Below are 17864 nucleotides of genomic sequence, written 5' to 3' on the forward strand. Positions count from 1 at the left end.
TTATTCAATACACAATAAAATAGAGCGCTACCCATGGTTAACGATCCGCTGCTGCAGCCCTTCCAGCTCAAGCATCTCACCCTGAAAAACAGGCTTATGATGACAGCCCATGAGCCCGCTTACCTGAGGATGGGATGCCCAAGGCACTCTACCGGGCCTATCACGTCGAGCGCGCCAAGGCAGGCCTTGGCCTGACCATGACTGCCGGATCCGCGGCGGTAGCCAAGGACAGCCCTCCAGTGTTCAACAACATCCTCGCCTATAAGGATGAAGTAGTGCCCTGGATGCGTGAGCTGACCGACGCCTGTCACGAGCACGGCACCGCAGTGATGATCCAGCTCACCCACCTGGGCCGGCGCACCCGTTGGGATAAGGGCGACTGGCTGCCAGCGGTGTCGCCTTCTCATCGTCGTGAGGCGTCCCACCGCGCTTTTCCCAAGCAGGTAGAGGATTGGGATATTGAGCGCCTGATCCGCGACTACGCCGATGCCGCCGAGCGTATGCACGCCGCCGGTCTCGATGGCATCGAGCTGCAGGCCTATGGCCACCTGATGGATCAGTTCTGGTCGCCGCTGACCAATACCCTTGAGGAACCTTATGGCGGCGACCTCGATAACCGACTGCGTTTCACCTTCGACGTGCTGCGCGCTATTCGCCAGCGGGTGGGCGAAGCATTTATCGTAGGCGTGCGCTACACCGGCGACGAGATGCTGCCGGGCGGGCTGACCTCCGGCGATGGGATGGAGATATCGCGACGCTTGAAGAGTAGCGGCTTGGTCGACTTCCTCAACGTGATTCGCGGCCACATCGACACCGATGCAGGGCTCACCGACGTGATTCCCATCCAGGGTATGCCCAGCGCCCCGCACCTGGATTTTGCCGGCGAAATACGTCGCGAGATCGACTTCCCCACCTTCCATGGCGCCAAAATCCAGGATGTCGCCACTGCCCGTTATGCCATCGCCTCAGGCAAGGTCGACATGATCGGCATGACCCGTGCCCACATGGCCGACCCGCACATCGTGCGCAAGATCGCCGAAGGGCGGGAGGAAGAGATCCGCCCCTGCGTTGGCGCAAACTACTGCCTTGATCGCATCTATCAAGGCGGTGCCGCCTACTGCATCCATAACGCCGCCACCGGGCGCGAAACCACCATGCCCCACACCATTCCCAAGGCGGCACAGCAACGGCGAGTCGTCATTATCGGCGCAGGGCCAGCAGGGTTGGAAGCCGCTCGTGTTGCCGGTGAGCGTGGCCATTCGGTGGTGGTGTTCGAAGCCGCCAGCGATGCTGGAGGGCAGATACGTCTTACGGCGCAGAGTGAGCGACGTCGCGAGATGATGGGCATCATCGATTGGCGCCTGGCGCGCTGCGAAGCACTCGGCGTCGAGATCCGCTACAACGTCTGGGCCGAAGCCGAGGACGTGCTCACCGAAAAACCCGATGTGGTGATCGTAGCCACCGGCGGCTATCCCTTGGAAGATCAACCCGCGATGGGTAGCGACTTAGTCGTCAACACCTGGGACATTCTTTCCGGGCACGTGCCGCCGGGCAAACGGGTATTGTTGTTCGACGATGCAGGCGACCATGCAGCCCTGCAGGCGGCGGAGATCATTGCCGCCGCGGGGGCCGAGCTCGAGATTATGACGCCGGATCGCACCTTCTCCGCAGAGATCATGGCCATGAACCTGGTGCCCTACATGCGTTCCCTGCAGCGTGCCAACGTCACCTTCACCCCGACTTACCGGCTGAAGTCCGTGCAGCGCGACGGTAGTGAACTGCTCGCCGGGATCACCAGCGACTATGCCATTCATCGCCAGCAGGATAGTGGGCATGAGCGACGTATCGACCAAGTGGTCGTCAACTACGGCACCACACCGATGGCCGATATCTATTTCGAGCTAAAACCGCACGCCAGCAACCGCGGCGAAGTGAATTACGATGACCTGATCGTGGGCGCCCCCCAGACCGTGACTAGCAACCCGGATGGCCGCTTCCAGCTGTTCCGGATCGGCGATGCCGTCGAGTCCCGGAACACCCACGCGGCCATCTACGACGCGCTCAGGTTGGTCAAAGACCTTTAATACAACCGCCGATCCACTATCTATATAGCTCCACCATCAGCGGGCAACTTTCCGGCAGAGGCAAGGCTGCAGGCCGCATATTTGAACTCCGGAATCTTGCCATAGGGATCCAGCGCTGGATTAGTCAATAGATTCGCTGCTGCTTCCCCGTAACAAAAGGGTACGAAGACCATACCCTCTGGCATGCCCGGATCCGTCCTCACTTTGAGGGTGATGGCTCCTCGCCGGGTGGTGATCGTCAGATCATCGCCTGGCACCATCCCAAGCCGGATAAGCTCAGCGGGCGCCAAGCTCGCCACGGCTTCCGGCTCCAGATCATCGAGCACTTTGGCACGTCGGGTCATGGAACCAGTATGCCAGTGCTCTAATTGGCGCCCGGTAGTCAGCACCGTTGGGTAGTCGTTATCTACCGGCTCATCCGGTGGCAGCGGGCGCGTTGGCGCGAACTTCGCCCGGCCGCTGACAGTGGGGAAGGCATCGCTGAAGACCACGTCTTGCCCCGGTGCGTCTTCCGCTGGGCAGGGGTAGGTCACCGACTGCTCGCGCTCCAAACGCTCCCAGGAAATATGGTCGAGAGAGGCCATGCCTTGCTTCATCTCGGCGAAGACGTCCCGCGGATGCTGATAATTCCAGTCCAGACCAAAACGGTTGGCAATTTCCTGGATAATCCACCAGTCCGGCTTGGCCTGGCCCGGTAGCGGCAACGCCGCACGCCCCATCTGCACCTGACGATTAGTGTTGGTGACGGTACCGTTCTTCTCAGGCCAGGCGGAGGCAGGCAGGATGACATCAGCGAACTGGGCGGTCTCAGTGACAAACAGATCCTGTACCACCAGATGTTCCAGCTTGGCCAGTGCGGCCCGGGCATGGGCCAGATCCGGGTCGGACATCGCCGGGTTTTCGCCCTGGATATACATGCCGCGAATGGTGCCCGCGGTGATAGCGTCCATAATTTCCACCACGGTGAGACCCGGCGTGGGATCCAGTTTGGTATTCCACAGTTCTTCGAACGCCGCACGAACCTGATCATCATTGACCGGCTGGTAGTCGGGCATGACCATGGGAATCAGCCCGGCATCAGAAGCCCCCTGAACGTTGTTCTGCCCCCGCAAAGGATGCAGGCCGGTGCCAGGGCGACCGGTCTGGCCGCAGGCCAACGCCAGCGAAATCAGGCACCGGGCGTTATCGGTACCGTGGGTGTGCTGGGAAATGCCCATGCCCCAGAAAATCATTGCCCGCTCGGCGTTGGCATAGAGCCTAGCCACCTCGCGAATGGTCTCGGGCTCAACGCCGCACAGGCCGCTCATCGCTTCGGGGGTCATGTCGACGGTATGAATTTTCAGGGCCTCGAAGCCCTCGGTATGCTCGGCGATATAAGCCGTATCATAAAGTTCTTCACTGATGACCACATTCAGCATGGCGTTAAACAGGGCCACGTCGGCGCCCGGTGAAAAGCGCACGCTCAGGTGGGCGTAGGCATCCAGCGACTGACCACGGGGGTCGATTATCACTATCTTGGTACCGCGCTTGGCGGCCTGTTTAAAGAAGGTGGCCGCCACCGGATGGTTTACCGCGGGATTACAGCCGGTAAGAATCACCACGTCGGCCTGGCTGGCCTGCATAAAGGAGGCGGTGACCGAGCCTGAACCAATACACTCCATGAGTGCCGCCACTGAGCTTGCGTGGCACAAGCGGGTACAGTGATCCACATGGTTGGAGCCAAAGCCGGTACGCACCAACTTCTGGAACAGCCACGCCTCTTCGTTGGAACACTTGGCGCTGCCGAACCCCGCCAGGGCATCAGGGCCATGGGCCGCTTTAAGGTTCACAAGCCCGCTGGCGGCAGCCTCTAGGGCTTCATCCCAGCTCGCCTCGCGGAAATGCGTCAAGGGCTTGGCTGGGTCGAAGTCCGGGTCGATTCCCTTTGCGACACCCTCGCGACGAATCAGCGGGGTAACAAGCCGGGATGGATGGCGCGGATAGTCATAGCCGAAGCGCCCTTTAACACATAACCGGTTCTCGTTAGAGGGGCCGTCGCGGCCCTCCACATAAAGGATCTCATCATCCTTGATATGGTAGGTGAGCTGGCAACCCACCCCGCAGTAGGGGCATACCGAGTCGACCTTACGGTCGGCGACGGCAGAATCGCCGTGGCCCGCCTGATCGACCAGGGTAGCGGGCATCAGGGCGCGTGGGGCAGGCCTGAACGCACTCGCCACAGGCCACGCAGGTGCTATCCCCCATAGGGTCGTCGAAATCAAACACGATCTTGGACGCCGCCCCCCGGTGAGCCAATCCGATCACGTCGTTAACCTGTACTTCGCGGCAGGCGCGCACACACAGGTTGCACTCGATGCAGGCGTCAAGATTGACACGCATGGCTGAGTGGCTGCTGTCCTGAGCCAGGCTATCCACCCGGGACGCCACATGGTGCACGGTGGGAGCCTCGCGTTCGTCGCGCCTGGGCAGCTTGCGGCGCACCGCCGTGGCATCAATGGCCAACTGGTCAGCCATGGCCCAGAAATGGCTTGAGCTGTCGGGACTCTCTTCCCGCTCAGGCTGGTCGACCAGCAGCATCTCCATGACCATCTTGCGAGCCGTATAGGCTCGTTCGGAGTTGGCGCTCTTGACCACCATGCCGGGGGCTGCTTCGCGCAGACAGCTGGCGGCCAGTGCCCGCTCGCCCTCGATTTCCACCATACAGGCGCGGCAGTTGCCGTCAGCGCGGTAGCCGCTGGCGTCCTTGAAACACAAGTGGGGAATGGTCTCGCCGGCGCGCTTGGCCACCTGCCAGAGGCTTTCACCGGGGCTTGCACTCACCTCAACACCATCCAGCGTCAGGGTAAAGCTTGTGCCTGGGTTTTGTTCGCTCATGCTCATGTTCATCTCCCCTACCCCCTGACGATGACATTCTGGGCGGCAAGTTCACCGCGAAAATCCTTGAGCAGCCCCAGCACCGGGTTAGGTGCAGCCTGACCAAGCCCACAAATGGAGGCATCAATCATCACCTGGGAAAGCTGCGTCATCAGCCCGGCATCCCATTCGTTGCGTTCGAGCAGGGTGAGCATTTTTTCCGTGCCCACCCGGCAGGGTGTGCACTGGCCACAGGACTCATCGGCAAAGAAGGCCAGCAGATTGGTAGCCACCCCGCGCAGATCGTCCTGATCGGAGAGTACGATTACCGCAGCGGAACCGATAAAACATCCATGCTCCTGAAGGGTGTCGAAGTCGAGGGGAATATCGGCCTTGCCCGCGGGCAGAATGCCGCCAGAGGCGCCGGGGCAGATAGGCGACCAGACGGTGACCATTGGCCATGCCGCCACAATACTCATCAATTAATTCGTTGAGGGTGATGCCCGCAGGCGCTAAATACACCCCAGGCTGCTTTACCCGGCCCGACACCGAGAAACTGCGCAGCCCTACGCGGCCGTGGCGGCCCTGGCTGGAGAAGGCCTCCGCGCCGCGCTGCCAAATCATCGGAATCCAGTAGACCGTCTCGACGTTATTGACCAGCGTTGGGCGGTCAAAGAGCCCCTTCTGAGCCACAAACGGAGGACGATGGCGGGGCTTGCCCGGCTTGCCTTCCAGGGACTCGATCATCGCCGACTCTTCGCCGCAGATATAAGCCCCCGCGCCGCGGCGCAGCACGATGTAGCCCGGCGCCACCAGGCCAGCGGCCTCAAGCTCGCCAATCGCCTCGCGCACCACGCTATGTAACGCTGGGTACTCATCACGCAAATAGATATACAGTGCCTCAGCCTCTACTGCCCAGGCGCTCACCAAGGCCCCTTCAAGAAACTGGTGCGGCGAATTTTCCAGGTAATAGCGATCCTTGAAGGTGCCGGGCTCGCCTTCGTCGGCGTTGATAGCGCAGTAGCGGGGGCCAGCCTCCTGGCGCACGAAATACCATTTTTTGAAGGTAGGGAAACCCGCGCCACCCAAGCCGCGCAGATTGGCCTGCTGCATCGCCTCCATCAGCGCTTCTACTGTAACGCTGCCGTCGTGACAGGCCTGGAGCAACGCCATGCCGCCCTCGCGGCGATAGTCGTCCAATCGCTGCCAGTCGACGGGATCCGGGTGAAAGTGGCCCTTTTCGATCACCGACGCGATACGCTCATGGGTGGCGAACAGCACATGGTGGTGCCCTACTTCGGCTACCGGCGCCGTGTCGCAGCGCCCCATGCAGGGCGCCCGCAGCACCCGTACCTGCTCGATATCCACGTTCGCTTCAAGCTGTGCCTTAAGCGCCTCAGCACCGGCCAACTGGCAGGTGAGGGAGTCGCAAACGCGAATAGTCACTGCCGGCGGCGGCAACTGATCGTCGTGGATGACATCGAAGTGCGCATAGAAAGTGGCCGTCTCGTAGACGGTCGCCATGGGCAAGTTCATGTACGCGCCAGGGCACGCAAATCCGCCAGCAGTAGATGGCCCCGGGTGTCCTGAATGTTGTGTAAATGTTCAATGAGTAGGTCGCGGCGGCGCAGCGTGGCGTTCTGTCGTTCGTCGCCCAGCAGTTCTCGCAACCCCTCTAGAAGACTGGGATCGAGATCACGGCCGCGGGGCTTGCCGCGAAAGCGGCGCTTGGGGGTCACGGTCTGGACGGTCATGGGGTACTCATTATTATCTTGATCGGTTTTATACCGGATGAACAAAAACGGCACCCCTCGGGCGCCGTCTAGGGTCGCACTAACCTGCCTTCAGGCAGGGATCAGGTCTTGTTGCTCAGTACTTCTTAAATAAGCTATTAAGCTACGCTGCCATGGGGGTCAATAACGAATTTCTTAGCAGCGCCGCCATCGAAGTCGGCGTAGCCCTGGGGTGCCTGATCCAGAGTGATCATCTGGACATTCACCGCATCGGCAATATTGACCTTGCCAAACAGAATAGCCTGCATCAGTGGTCGATGGTACTTCATCACCGGGCACTGTCCAGTATGGAAACTGTGAGACTTGGCCCAACCAAGACCAAAGCGCATGCTCAGAGCCCCCTGCTTGGCGGCCTCGTCTTCCGCACCCGGGTCTTCGGTCACATAGAGGCCCGGAATACCGATCTGACCACCTGCACGGGTCAACGACATCGCCGAGTTCAGCACGGTCGCGGGCGCTTCTTTGCCGTGGTTGCAGCCACAGGCGTGGGCTTCGAAACCGACGCAGTCGACAAAGGCGTCGACCTCACGCTCACCGAGGATCACCTCGATCTTATCGGCCATGTCGCCGTCCTGGGTCAGGTCGATGGTCTCGCAGCCAAAGCTGCGCGCCTGGGCCAGACGCTCTTCGACCATATCGCCAACGATCACGCAGGCCGCACCCAGCAGCTGAGCGGAAACCGCGGCCGCCAGACCTACGGGGCCAGCACCGGCAATATAAACAGTGCTGCCGGGGCCGACACCGGCAGTTACGCAGCCGTGGAACCCTGTGGGGAAGATATCGGAGAGCAGGGTCAGATCCTTGATCTTCTCCATGGCCTGATCGGCATCCGGGAACTTCAGCAGGTTAAAGTCGGCATAGGGAACCATGACATATTCTGTCTGGCCGCCGACCCAGCCGCCCATATCCACGTAGCCGTAGGCGGCGCCAGGACGAGCTGGATTGACGTTAAGGCAGATGCCGGTACGACCTTCTTTACAATTACGGCAGCGACCGCAGGCAATATTGAACGGTACCGAGACCAGATCACCCTGCTGAATAAATTCAACGTCGCGGCCGCATTCAACTACCAGGCCGGTGATTTCGTGGCCGAGTACCAGACCGGACGGTGCAGTGGTACGGCCCCGCACCATATGCTGGTCGCTGCCACAAATATTAGTGGTGACTACCTTGAGAATCACGCCGTGATCGCACTTGCGATTGCCGATGGCGAGTTCAGGATAAGCGATGGACTCGACGGCGACCTCGCCCGGCCCCTTGTAGACCACTCCGCGGTTGGCTGCATTCATGGCTGGCTCCTGTGGCTTATTGTTCTGTTCATGATGGTTGATTGCGCTATCCCACCCTATCCCCTCCGCGCCTTGGGACTTACCCCAAAAAGGCACTCACATATCTATTCAAGACATCCTAACCAAGATGGATAGATAGAGGTCGCTTTCACGACACTCCTCCTTTGCAACAGGCTCAACAATTCATAGCGTCGGCAATGTAAGGCACCGCCTACGTCTAATAAGAGCCACCAAGGAAACCCAATGAAAAACAACGACGACCCGGTTCTGTCGCCTGGACAGGACAATACCCAGATATTGGGGTTGGACTTTCATAACCCCGTTTTTCCGCTTTCTGCTCTAGCCATCCTACTGTTTATTATCTACGCGCTGGTCTATCCAGATGCTGCTAATACTCACTTAGGGCTTGCCAAAAACTGGTCGATCGAACACTTCGACTGGCTGTTTATGATTGCTGGCAATATTTTTGTGGTGTTTTGCCTTGTACTGATCTGCCTGCCACTCGGGCGGATTCGGCTAGGCGGCAAGGATGCAAAACCGGAATACTCGCGCACCTCTTGGTTCGCCATGCTGTTTGCGGCGGGCATGGGTATCGGCCTGATGTTCTGGAGCGTTGCTGAGCCCGTAGCCTACTACACCGACTGGTATGGAACGCCCTTGAATGCACCGGCGGGGACGCCTGAGGGTGCCAGCGCCGCCATGGGGGCGACCATGTTCCACTGGGGACTACACCCCTGGGCCATTTATGGCGTGGTGGCACTGTCACTGGCCTTCTTTTCCTATAACAAGGGCCTGCCGCTGACGCTTCGCTCCGCCTTCTACCCCATTCTGGGCGAGCGAACGCGCGGCTGGGCGGGCCATATCATCGATATCCTTGCCGTGCTGGCCACCATCTTTGGCCTGGCCACTTCGCTTGGCTTTGGCGCTACCCAAGCGGCTGGAGGCCTCGCCTATTTGTTCGGCATTCCCAATACCATCGGCACACAGCTGGCGATAATCCTAGTGGTCACGGTGATCGCGCTGTTCTCGGTATGGCGGGGAATCGACGGTGGCGTTAAGTTGTTCTCGAATATCAACATGGTCATTGCGGCGGCGCTGCTTCTGTTTGTGGTTATAGCGGGGCCTACCTTGATGATTCTGACAGGCATTGGCACCACGGCTCTGGACTACGTGGGCCACCTTCTGCCGCTGTCGAACTGGATTGGCCGCGAGGACGATACCTGGTACCACGGCTGGACGATCTTTTACTGGGCGTGGTGGATCTCCTGGTCTCCGTTTGTCGGCATGTTCATTGCCCGCGTATCCCGGGGACGCACGGTGCGTGAATTCCTTATCGCCGTACTGCTGGTACCCACCCTGGTCACCTTGGTATGGATGAGTGCTTTTGGCGGCACGGCACTTTTTCAAGCCTCAAACGGCGTGGGCGAGTTGGCCAACGGCATTGGCGACGTCTCACTCGCCATGTTCCACATGCTGGAGCAACTCCCCCTGACCAGCATTACCTCGACGCTGGCGATCATTCTGGTGCTGGTGTTCTTCATCACCTCTTCAGACTCCGGCTCGCTGGTGATTGATAGCATCACCGCCGGCGGCAAGACAGATGCACCCAAGAGTCAACGAGTGTTCTGGGCGACGCTGGAGGGTATTATTGCGGGTGTGTTGCTGTATGGCGGAGGGAGCACAGCACTCAGCGCCCTGCAGGCGGGCGCAGTCGCTACGGGACTCCCCTTTACGCTGGTGCTGTTACTGATGTGTTTTAGCCTCTATAGGGGGCTCCACAAAGAGTGGCGCGAGCTCAACGCGGTGCCCAGAATCGCGAGCTAATCAACGCTAAACCGCCCGCCTATCCGGCGGGCGGTTTCCTTTTGTGTCAGCCGGGAGTAAGACAATGCAGTCAAGCCCTTACCAGCGCGGTCTGCTCATGGTGGTGCTGGGCGTCATATTTCTCAGCTTCGACGGGTTGCTGATCCGCCTAGCGCGCGCCGACGGCTGGACCATCGTGTTCTGGCGCGGTCTATTGATGTTCTGCGTGCTGGGGCTTTTATGCTGGGCAGGCAAGCGGCTGGCAACACTGAGCAGCAACCCGCTCTCCTCACTGGCCTCGGCGCTGCTGCTGGGCCTGATCTCCAGTCTGTTTGTGCTGGCGGTGATGAACGCCAACGTGGCCAATGTAGTAGTGATTCTAAGTACGGCGCCGCTGTTTGCCGCGCTGTTTTCACGGATTTTCCTGGGTGAAAAAGTCGCGCTGCGAACGCTGGTGGCCATTGCTGTCTGCATGCTGGGCATGGGCCTGGTGTTCATGGGCGAAGGGGCCATGGGAATGCTGGTAGGTAATCTTTATGCCTTGTCGGCCGCGGCAGCTATCGGCGGCAACCTGACCCTGCTGCGACGCTACCCAGCGATTGACCCTATGACGGTGGTTGCCGGTGGTGGGCTGCTCTCTGCGGCGGTTGCCCTGCCCATGGCCTCGCCGCTGGATCTGGATGCCCAGCGCTATGGCGTACTGGCACTAATGGGGCTGGTACAGATGCCCTTGGCCACGGTGCTGATCAACAGCGCCACCCGCTATCTGTCGTCAACGGAAGTGGCGCTGTTTTATCTGGTTGAAACGGCATTGGGCACGCTGTGGGTGTGGTGGTTATTGGGAGAAACCCCTACGACCTCGACGCTGGTCGGCGGTGGCGTGGTTATTTTGGTGTTGGTAGTGCATGCCTGGATAGGCTTGCGTCTGGAAAGACAGCGCCTGCGGCTTTATCCGGGCTTTACCGGTCAATAGAAAAACCCACCTGACAAAGGTGGGCTTGAGTGATGATTAGCGGCGTGATGCGCAGGCTAGTTCAGCGCAGCACATCCTCCTCCTTGAGCAGCTTGTAGATCGCCTCGGCGCCCTGTTCGGGGGACACATCGGTGAGCACCTGCCCGCCTTTGCCCTCCGACTTGGAAGCTGCCGCCTTGAAACGATCCCTGGCCGACGCAGCTTTAACGATTTTCAGACGCTTAGGCCGTTTACGCGCTGGGGCCAGATGCCACTGAGCTAACTCGCTGTCGGCTTCAGGGGTAGTCGGCGTGATCGCAAAGGTGGCGCGACGCGCCGGGCCGAAGGCGCTTTGACGCGCCGGCGCTGCTTCATCCACGCTGATGATGGCGGGCAAGCGCACCTTGAGACGGCGACGCTGGCCCCTTGGCAACGCCTGAAGCAGCGTTACCACGCCATTTTCCACCTTTTCTACCGACGCCAAACTATTAACCAATGGCCAGCCGAGATGTTCTGCCAACGCATAGGGCAAAAGCCCAGAGCCTTCACCGCGCTCGGCCCGGGCACCGGTAATCACTAGCTGAGGCGAGGTAGCGGCCAGGTGTTCCGCCAAGGCAGGAATGGCGTCGCTGCCCTCGGGCTGCTCTAGCAATGTCATGGACTCGAGCCCCATGCCCAGGTAGCCGCGCAGAGCTGCTTCGCTGCCATCGTCCTGGGAACCCGCGTGGAGCATGCTGATCCGGGTGCCCGGCAGCTCGGCCTCTATGGCCAGCGCAAGCTCCAGGCCCCGGGCATCCTGCTCTGCGCGCCTCGCACGGCCGGTGGTAGGGTGACGGCCGATGGAGACCAGCACCGCCACGTCGATTCCCTGTTGTTGTTGCTTCTGGTGTAGATCAGGCTGCATCGCGCTGCCCTCCCCGCTGCTGTTCCACCATGGCCACTAGCGCGGCCAGAATTTGCGTGCTGTCGCCAATCACCGCCAGGTCGGCGCGCTTGATGATGTCGCACCCCGGATCGAGATTGATCGCCACCACCTTGTCGCAGCGCTGAATGCCCTGCAGGTGCTGGATAGCGCCTGAAATACCCACCGCCATATACACTCGGGCGGTCACCCAGGTGCCCGTCGCGCCCACCTGACGATCGCGGGCCATAAACCCGTCGTCCACCGCGACACGCGAGGCCCCTTCGGTAGCGCCGAGGACTTTCGCGGCATGGTGGAAGGCGTCCCACTGCTTGACGCCGTTGCCACCGGAGAGGATGAACTCAGCCTCGGCCAGCGCCACGCCAGCGGGATCCACGGCCACCTGCCCCAGGTCTTCTATACGCGATAGGGTGGTGGGGATTGTTGCCGCCAGACTCAGGTGCTCGGCCGCGTGACGCGTCTCGTCCACCGGCTCGGCGCACTCGGCCAGCGCCAGCGCAACCCGCGGCAGAGGCGCTGGATATCCAGGCTCCCAGCGGCACCACGGGCCGTGCAGCGCCAACCCAAAGTGGCCTCATTATCAGCTTCCACCTGCCACACCCCGGTGGCAGCGCGTTCACCCAGGCGCAAGGCAAGCCGCCGCCCCAGATCGGCTCCGCCCAGGGGTGAGTCTGGCAATAGCCAGAAACGCGGCGTCATCTCCCGCTCGACGGCGCTTAAAGCCGCCAGACGCGCTTCAGGCGCAAACCCCGCGTAAAACTCATCATCAAGATGCACGACGCGATCGATCCCGGCTTCGCCCAGCGTCTGCTCCTTAAGCTCGCCGCCACCCTCGCCCTTATACTCACCAAATAGGATCGCCACCACAGCGCCGGGCTGTTCGGCGTCGGCATCCGCCACACGCCGGGCCAGGCCCAGCAGATCCTTGTCATGTCCGGAGAGACGCCCGCCGGTCAGGTCGGGCACCACGGCCACCAGGAAGGCGGGCTGATCAATGGTCACCGTGCGGCGGCTATCGCGGGCCGCAGTGGTGGTCGCGGTGGCCTGCCCCCCTTGCTGGAGGCCACTACGGTCAATCCGTTTGACACCATTGGGGCCGATAAAACCGATGGCACGAGGGTTCTTGCGCACCACGCCGTTGGGGCCCAGCCACTCGCTGACCGCTCCGCTGCCATCCCTGTTTACACCAAGAGCGGCAAGCACGCTGGCGTACTCGGGATGCAGACGGTTCCGGGCGATCCACTCACGACGCGGATCGCGGCGAATAATCTCACTCATACGATCACCTCCTCAGCAGTCGTCGTTGCAGCAGGCCATCGGGATCCGCCAGACGCATCACCCGCGGGACGCTCTACCAGGGCATCGGCCACCAGTTCGGCAATGTCGCGCACCTCGGCGCTGGCATCCACCACCCCTTCCAACATGGCGGTGCACTGCGGGCAGCCCACCGCGACCAGCTCAGCGCCGCTCTCTTTGACGTCATTCATGCGCATGTCGGGAATCCGCTGCTTGCCGGGAATATCGGTAATCGGTGCCCCGCCACCGCCGCCGCAGCAGCGCGAGCGGTAACCGGAGCGTTCCATCTCTTTGACCTCGATGCCCAGCGCTTTAAGTACGTTGCGCGGTGCCTCGTATTCACCGTTATAGCGCCCCAGGTAACACGGGTCGTGATAGGTGACGCTGCCGCCTTTCCAGGGGGCAAAGGTCAACCGACCGGCATCATACAGTTCGGCGATAAAGGTGCTGTGGTGACGCACCTCATAATGTCCGCCCAGCTCGCCGTACTCATTGCCCAGCACATGAAAGCTGTGGGGATCGCAGGTAACAATCTGCAGGAAGCGATACTGGGACAGGGTGGCAATATTGCGCTTCGCCAGGGACTGGAACGTCGCTTCATCGCCCAGGCGCCGGGCCACATCGCCGCTATCGCGCTCTTCAGTGCCCAATACCGCGAAATCTACCTCGGCGGCCCGCAACACTTTAACCAGTGCCCGCAGAGTGCGCTGGTTACGCATATCAAAGGCTCCATCCCCCAGCCACAACAGCACGTCGACCTGCTTGATGTCGGCCATGAGCGGTAGGTTAAGATCCGCCGCCCAGTTGAGCCGCGAACCAGGGTCGAAACCACCGGGATTGTCGGTGGCGATCAAATTATCGAGCACTTCGGCGCCTTTGTTGGGCGTTTTACCGCGCTCAAGCGTCAGGTGGCGGCGCATATCGACAATCGCATCCACGTGCTCGATCATCATCGGGCACTCTTCGACACAGGCACGGCAAGTCGTGCAGGACCAGAGAGTATCGGCGTCGACCAGAGCCTTCCCCTGCAGTGCCACAATGGGCCCGTGGGGAGAGCCTGCGTGCTCACCTACCGGCTTACCGGGGTAGGGGGAGCCGGCATAGGCGGCATCGCTACCCCCGGCCATACCCACCACCATGTCCTGAATCAGCTTCTTGGGGTTGAGCGGCTGACCGGCGGCAAATGCCGGGCAAACCGCCTCGCAGCGACCGCACTGCACGCAGGCATCGAAGCCCAGCAGCTGGTTCCAGGCAAAGTCGGCAGGCTTTTCCACGCCCAGAGGCGCTGCTTCATCCTCAAGGTTTAGCGCCTTGAGACCCGTTGACCGGCCGACGCCCCCTTTTTCGTGGAGAAGCGCTCGGCGCGACGGTGGAAGGCCAAGTGCAGGGCGCCGGCGAAAGCATGCTTCATGGGCCCGCCCCAGGTCATGCCGAAAAACATTTCCCCCAGGCCCCAGGCCACGACGCCCGCTAATACCAGCGCCAGCAACCAGCTACTGCCCCCTTCAAGCAGACCTTCGGGCAGCAGACCTACCGTGGGCAGCGTAATCAGGAAGACGCCTATCGAGAACGCCATCAGACTCTTGGGCAAGCGCATCCAGGGGCCCTTGGAGAGCCGAGCTGGAGGGTTAAGCCGCCGCCGCGCCACGAAGAGGCTACCGACAAACATGGAGGTGCTAGCCAGTAGCAGTAATCCGCCTAGCAATGGGTTGGCGATCCCCAGACCGTGCACCAGGATCATCAGCACGGCGGCGGCCACGAAGCCACCGGCGGTGGCCACGTGGGTGTTGGAGATCATTTTGTCACGCCCCACTACATGGTGCAGATCCATCAAATAGCGGCGCGGCAGGGCCACCAACCCCTTGAACAGGCTCACCCGCGAGGGGGCCCCTGACGCCACAGGCGTATACGGCGTACAGCGCCGATTACTGCCAGGGCCAGGGCAGTAAAAATCAGTATCGGCAAGAGCGTTTCGAGCATGGTGCTCACCTCATCTTTGGTGCCATTGGCTTCGGCGGCGGGGCTGCTCTGGCGCCCCGCATTATTGTTGGCTTTCGCCTAAGTCAAAAGTCCTTGCAGATTCGCAGGGCGTCGTAAATGGCCGCATGGGTGTTACGCGGTGCCGTGCAGTCGCCTAGCCGGAACAGCAGGAAACCATCTCCTGACTCGCTCAGACAAGGCTGCGGCTGGATTGCATAGAGTGCTTCCAGATCCACCTGCCCTCTGTTGCGGGACTGCTCTTTAAGCGCGTAATAAAGCGCCTCATCAGGGCGTACACCGTTCTCAACGACCACCTGATCCACCACGCGCTCTTCCAGAGCCCCGGTGTACTCGTTTTCGAGCACCGCCACCAAGCCATCGCCCTCGCGGTAAACCTTATGCAGCATCAGGTCGGAGGACATGATCACCTCCTTCTCGTAGAGGCTGCGGTAGTAGGTGGGGAAGGTGGTACCGCCCACCGCCGCGCCGGGCTTGATATCGTCGGTGACGATCTCCACCTTGGCGCCCTTATCGGCGATAAAATCCGCCGCCGAGACGCCGGAGAACTCGCAGATGGCGTCATAAATCAACACGTTTTTACCTGGTGCCACTTTGCCAGAGAGAATATCCCAGGTGCTGACTACCAGGCTCTCCTCAGCATTCTCCGAGTAACCCACTCGGGGTGCTGGCTAAGGAAGGGCTGGCCACCAGTGGCAAGCACCACGATATCCGGGCGCAGATCGAGCAGCGTTTCCTCATCGGCGCGGGTGCCCAGACGCAGGTCGACTTTTAGCCGCGCCAGCTCCAGCTGGAACCAGCGGGTGATACCGGCGATCTGGTCACGCTGGGGCGCCTGGGCGGCAATCGTAATCTGCCCACCCAAGGCGTCAGCGGCCTCAAACAGTGTGACATCGTGACCGCGCTCAGCGGCTACCCGCGCTGCCTCCATACCGCCGGGCCACCGCCCACCACGACGACTTTGCGTTTGGCGCCCTCGGTTTTCTCGATGATATGCGGCAGTCCCATGTACTCCCGGGATGTCGCGGCGTTTTGAATGCACAGCACGTCGAGGCCCTGGTACTGGCGGTCGATGCAGTAGTTAGCGCCCACGCACTGTTTGATCTGATCAATCTGGCCCATCTTGATCTTGGCGATCAGGTGAGGGTCGGCAATATGTGCCCGGGTCATGCCCACCAGGTCTACATAGCCCCCTTCAAGGATACGTTGGGCCTGATTGGGATCCTTAATGTTCTGGGCGTGGATCACCGGCACGTTCACCACTTCCTTGATCCCCGCCGCCAGGTGTAGGAAAGGCTCCGGCGGGTAGGACATATTGGGGATAACGTTGGCCAGGGTGTTGTGAGTGTCGCAGCCAGAACCGATAACGCCGAAGAAATCCACCATACCGGTGGCATCGTAGTAGGCGGCGATCTGCTTCATATCGTCGTGAGAAAGACCATCCGGGTGGAACTCGTCGCCACAGATACGCATGCCAACGCAGAAGTCGTCGCCCACTTCAGCACGTACGGCTTTAAGCACTTCCATACCGAAGCGCATACGGTTCTCGAAGCTACCGCCCCACTCGTCCTCACGCTTGTTGACCCGTGGGCTCCAGAACTGATCGATCAAATGCTGGTGCACGGCAGAGAGCTCAACACCGTCGAGGCCCCCTTCCTTTGCCCGGCGCGCGGCCTGGGCAAAGTCGCCGACAATACGCCAGATCTCTTCTTCCTCAATGGTCTTACAGGTCGAGCGGTGCACCGGCTCGCGGATACCGGAGGGGGATACCAGGGTCGACCAGTCGAAACCGTCCCAGCGGGAGCGGCGTCCCATATGAGTAATCTGGATCATGATCTTGCCGCCGTGCTTATGCACGGCATCGGCCAAATTCTGGAAGTGCGGAATAATGCGATCGGTGGAAAGGTTTACCGAGCTCCACCAGCCCTGAGGGCTATCGATGGACACCACCGATGAGCCACCGCAAATACATAGACCACAACCACCTTTGGCCTTCTCCTCGTAGTACCTCACGTAGCGCTCAGTGGTCATGCCGCCGTCGGTGGCATGCACCTCAGCGTGAGCGGTACTGACCACACGGTTGCGGATGGTCAGCTTACCGATCTCGATCGGCTCGAAAATTGCGTCGAATGCCATGTTTGTCTCTCCTCGTACCCCAGTTAGCGGGCAGCGTCGGTCAGCGGCTGGACGGCGAAGATGCCTACATCACAGCCAGGCTCGGCTGCACTCTGCGTCTGCTCGGCAACGGTACGCAGTGAACTTCCGCAGGCAGCGAGGATTTGATCCATGGCCCCGGCGAACCAACCGGTGAACATGTACTCTTCCTTGTTCCCGGTTTTGCCAAGCTGGTAAACAAAAGCGCTGTGCTCAAGTCGTACTTGGGCAGTGCCCGAGTCGAGATCGATCTGCTCAGTAAGGAAAAGCCCCCAGCCGCGCTGGGAGAGACGATTCATGTAGTGCTCGAAGACGGCCACACCTTCGATGCCGTGACATTCGGCCTCTTTTTCACACCAGTGCCAAGCACTCTTGTAGCCGGCGTGATAGAGAATCTCGGCATACTTCTCGGCACCCAGCGCCTCTTCGACGGCCACATGGTTGTTGATAAAAAAGTGCCGTGGTACATAGAGCATAGGCAGCGCATCGGTCGTCCAGACGCCTGTTTCGCTATCCACTTCGATGGGCAGTGCGGGGGCCAGTTTGGTCACGGTTGTATTCCTCAAATCTTGCTGATTGTTATGAAGTAGCTAAGCAGCCGTTCTGCAAGGGAAGCGGCGCCGGGGATAGGCCGTAGAGGGGGTCTTTTGCCATGGATGGCAAAAGTAGCGTCCAGGGAGGGACTCACAGCGCCCCCTCGTAGGCCTATCGCCGGTAAAG

General features: G+C 60.7%; 5 protein-coding genes and 6 pseudogenes. 3 read left to right on the forward strand and 8 right to left on the reverse strand.

The window, feature by feature from the left end; translation table 11 throughout:
• The first annotated feature begins 33 nt into the window (after positions 1–33).
• Positions 34–2084, forward strand: a pseudogene (locus FDY98_RS19815) (oxidoreductase).
• Positions 2085–2104: 20 nt separating this feature from the next.
• Here the strand turns inward: FDY98_RS19815 and fdhF are convergent.
• From fdhF to fdhA, 3 genes and pseudogenes are all read right to left on the reverse strand, one after another.
• Positions 2105–4958: pseudogene (fdhF, locus tag FDY98_RS19820) on the reverse strand (formate dehydrogenase subunit alpha).
• 17 nt (positions 4959–4975) lie between these two features.
• A pseudogene (locus tag FDY98_RS19825) lies at positions 4976–6691 on the reverse strand (NADH-ubiquinone oxidoreductase-F iron-sulfur binding region domain-containing protein).
• Positions 6692–6828: 137 nt separating this feature from the next.
• A complete protein-coding gene (gene fdhA, locus FDY98_RS19830; protein WP_027958322.1) occupies positions 6829–8019 on the reverse strand; it encodes a formaldehyde dehydrogenase, glutathione-independent in 1191 nt (396 codons plus the stop codon).
• A gap of 243 nt (positions 8020–8262) precedes the next feature.
• Between fdhA and FDY98_RS19835 the strand changes: the two genes are divergently transcribed.
• Together FDY98_RS19835 and FDY98_RS19840 are read left to right on the forward strand one after the other, a co-directional pair.
• The gene (locus FDY98_RS19835) at positions 8263–9843 is read left to right on the forward strand and encodes a BCCT family transporter (protein WP_027958323.1); all 1581 of its coding nucleotides are present in this window, start codon (positions 8263–8265) and stop codon (positions 9841–9843) included.
• A 64-nt stretch (positions 9844–9907) separates the two neighbouring features.
• Positions 9908–10795: a DMT family transporter gene (locus FDY98_RS19840; protein ID WP_027958324.1), complete on the forward strand. Its 888-nt coding sequence runs from the start codon at positions 9908–9910 to the stop codon at positions 10793–10795.
• A gap of 61 nt (positions 10796–10856) precedes the next feature.
• Here FDY98_RS19840 and etfB read toward each other — a convergent pair whose 3' ends face one another.
• The 5 genes and pseudogenes from etfB to FDY98_RS19865 form a co-directional block, all read right to left on the reverse strand.
• On the reverse strand, positions 10857–11678 hold the full coding sequence (gene etfB / locus FDY98_RS19845; protein WP_155706114.1) for an electron transfer flavoprotein subunit beta: 822 nt from the start codon (positions 11676–11678) through the stop codon (positions 10857–10859).
• Positions 11668–12974: pseudogene (gene etfA, locus FDY98_RS19850) on the reverse strand (electron transfer flavoprotein subunit alpha). Before etfA ends, etfB begins: the two are co-directional and overlap by 11 nt.
• Positions 12971–14972: pseudogene (locus FDY98_RS19855) on the reverse strand ((Fe-S)-binding protein). Before FDY98_RS19855 ends, etfA begins: the two co-directional pseudogenes overlap by 4 nt.
• An 83-nt stretch (positions 14973–15055) precedes the next feature.
• A pseudogene (gene dgcA / locus FDY98_RS19860) lies at positions 15056–17126 on the reverse strand (dimethylglycine demethylation protein DgcA).
• A gap of 23 nt (positions 17127–17149) precedes the next feature.
• On the reverse strand, positions 17150–17695 hold the full coding sequence (locus FDY98_RS19865; RefSeq protein ID WP_027958329.1) for a DUF5943 domain-containing protein: 546 nt from the start codon (positions 17693–17695) through the stop codon (positions 17150–17152).
• Between the last annotated feature and the right edge of the window lie 169 nt (positions 17696–17864).

It is taken from the genome of Halomonas sp. PA16-9, from assembly GCF_009728585.1.
GTDB lineage: Bacteria > Pseudomonadota > Gammaproteobacteria > Pseudomonadales > Halomonadaceae > Vreelandella > Vreelandella titanicae.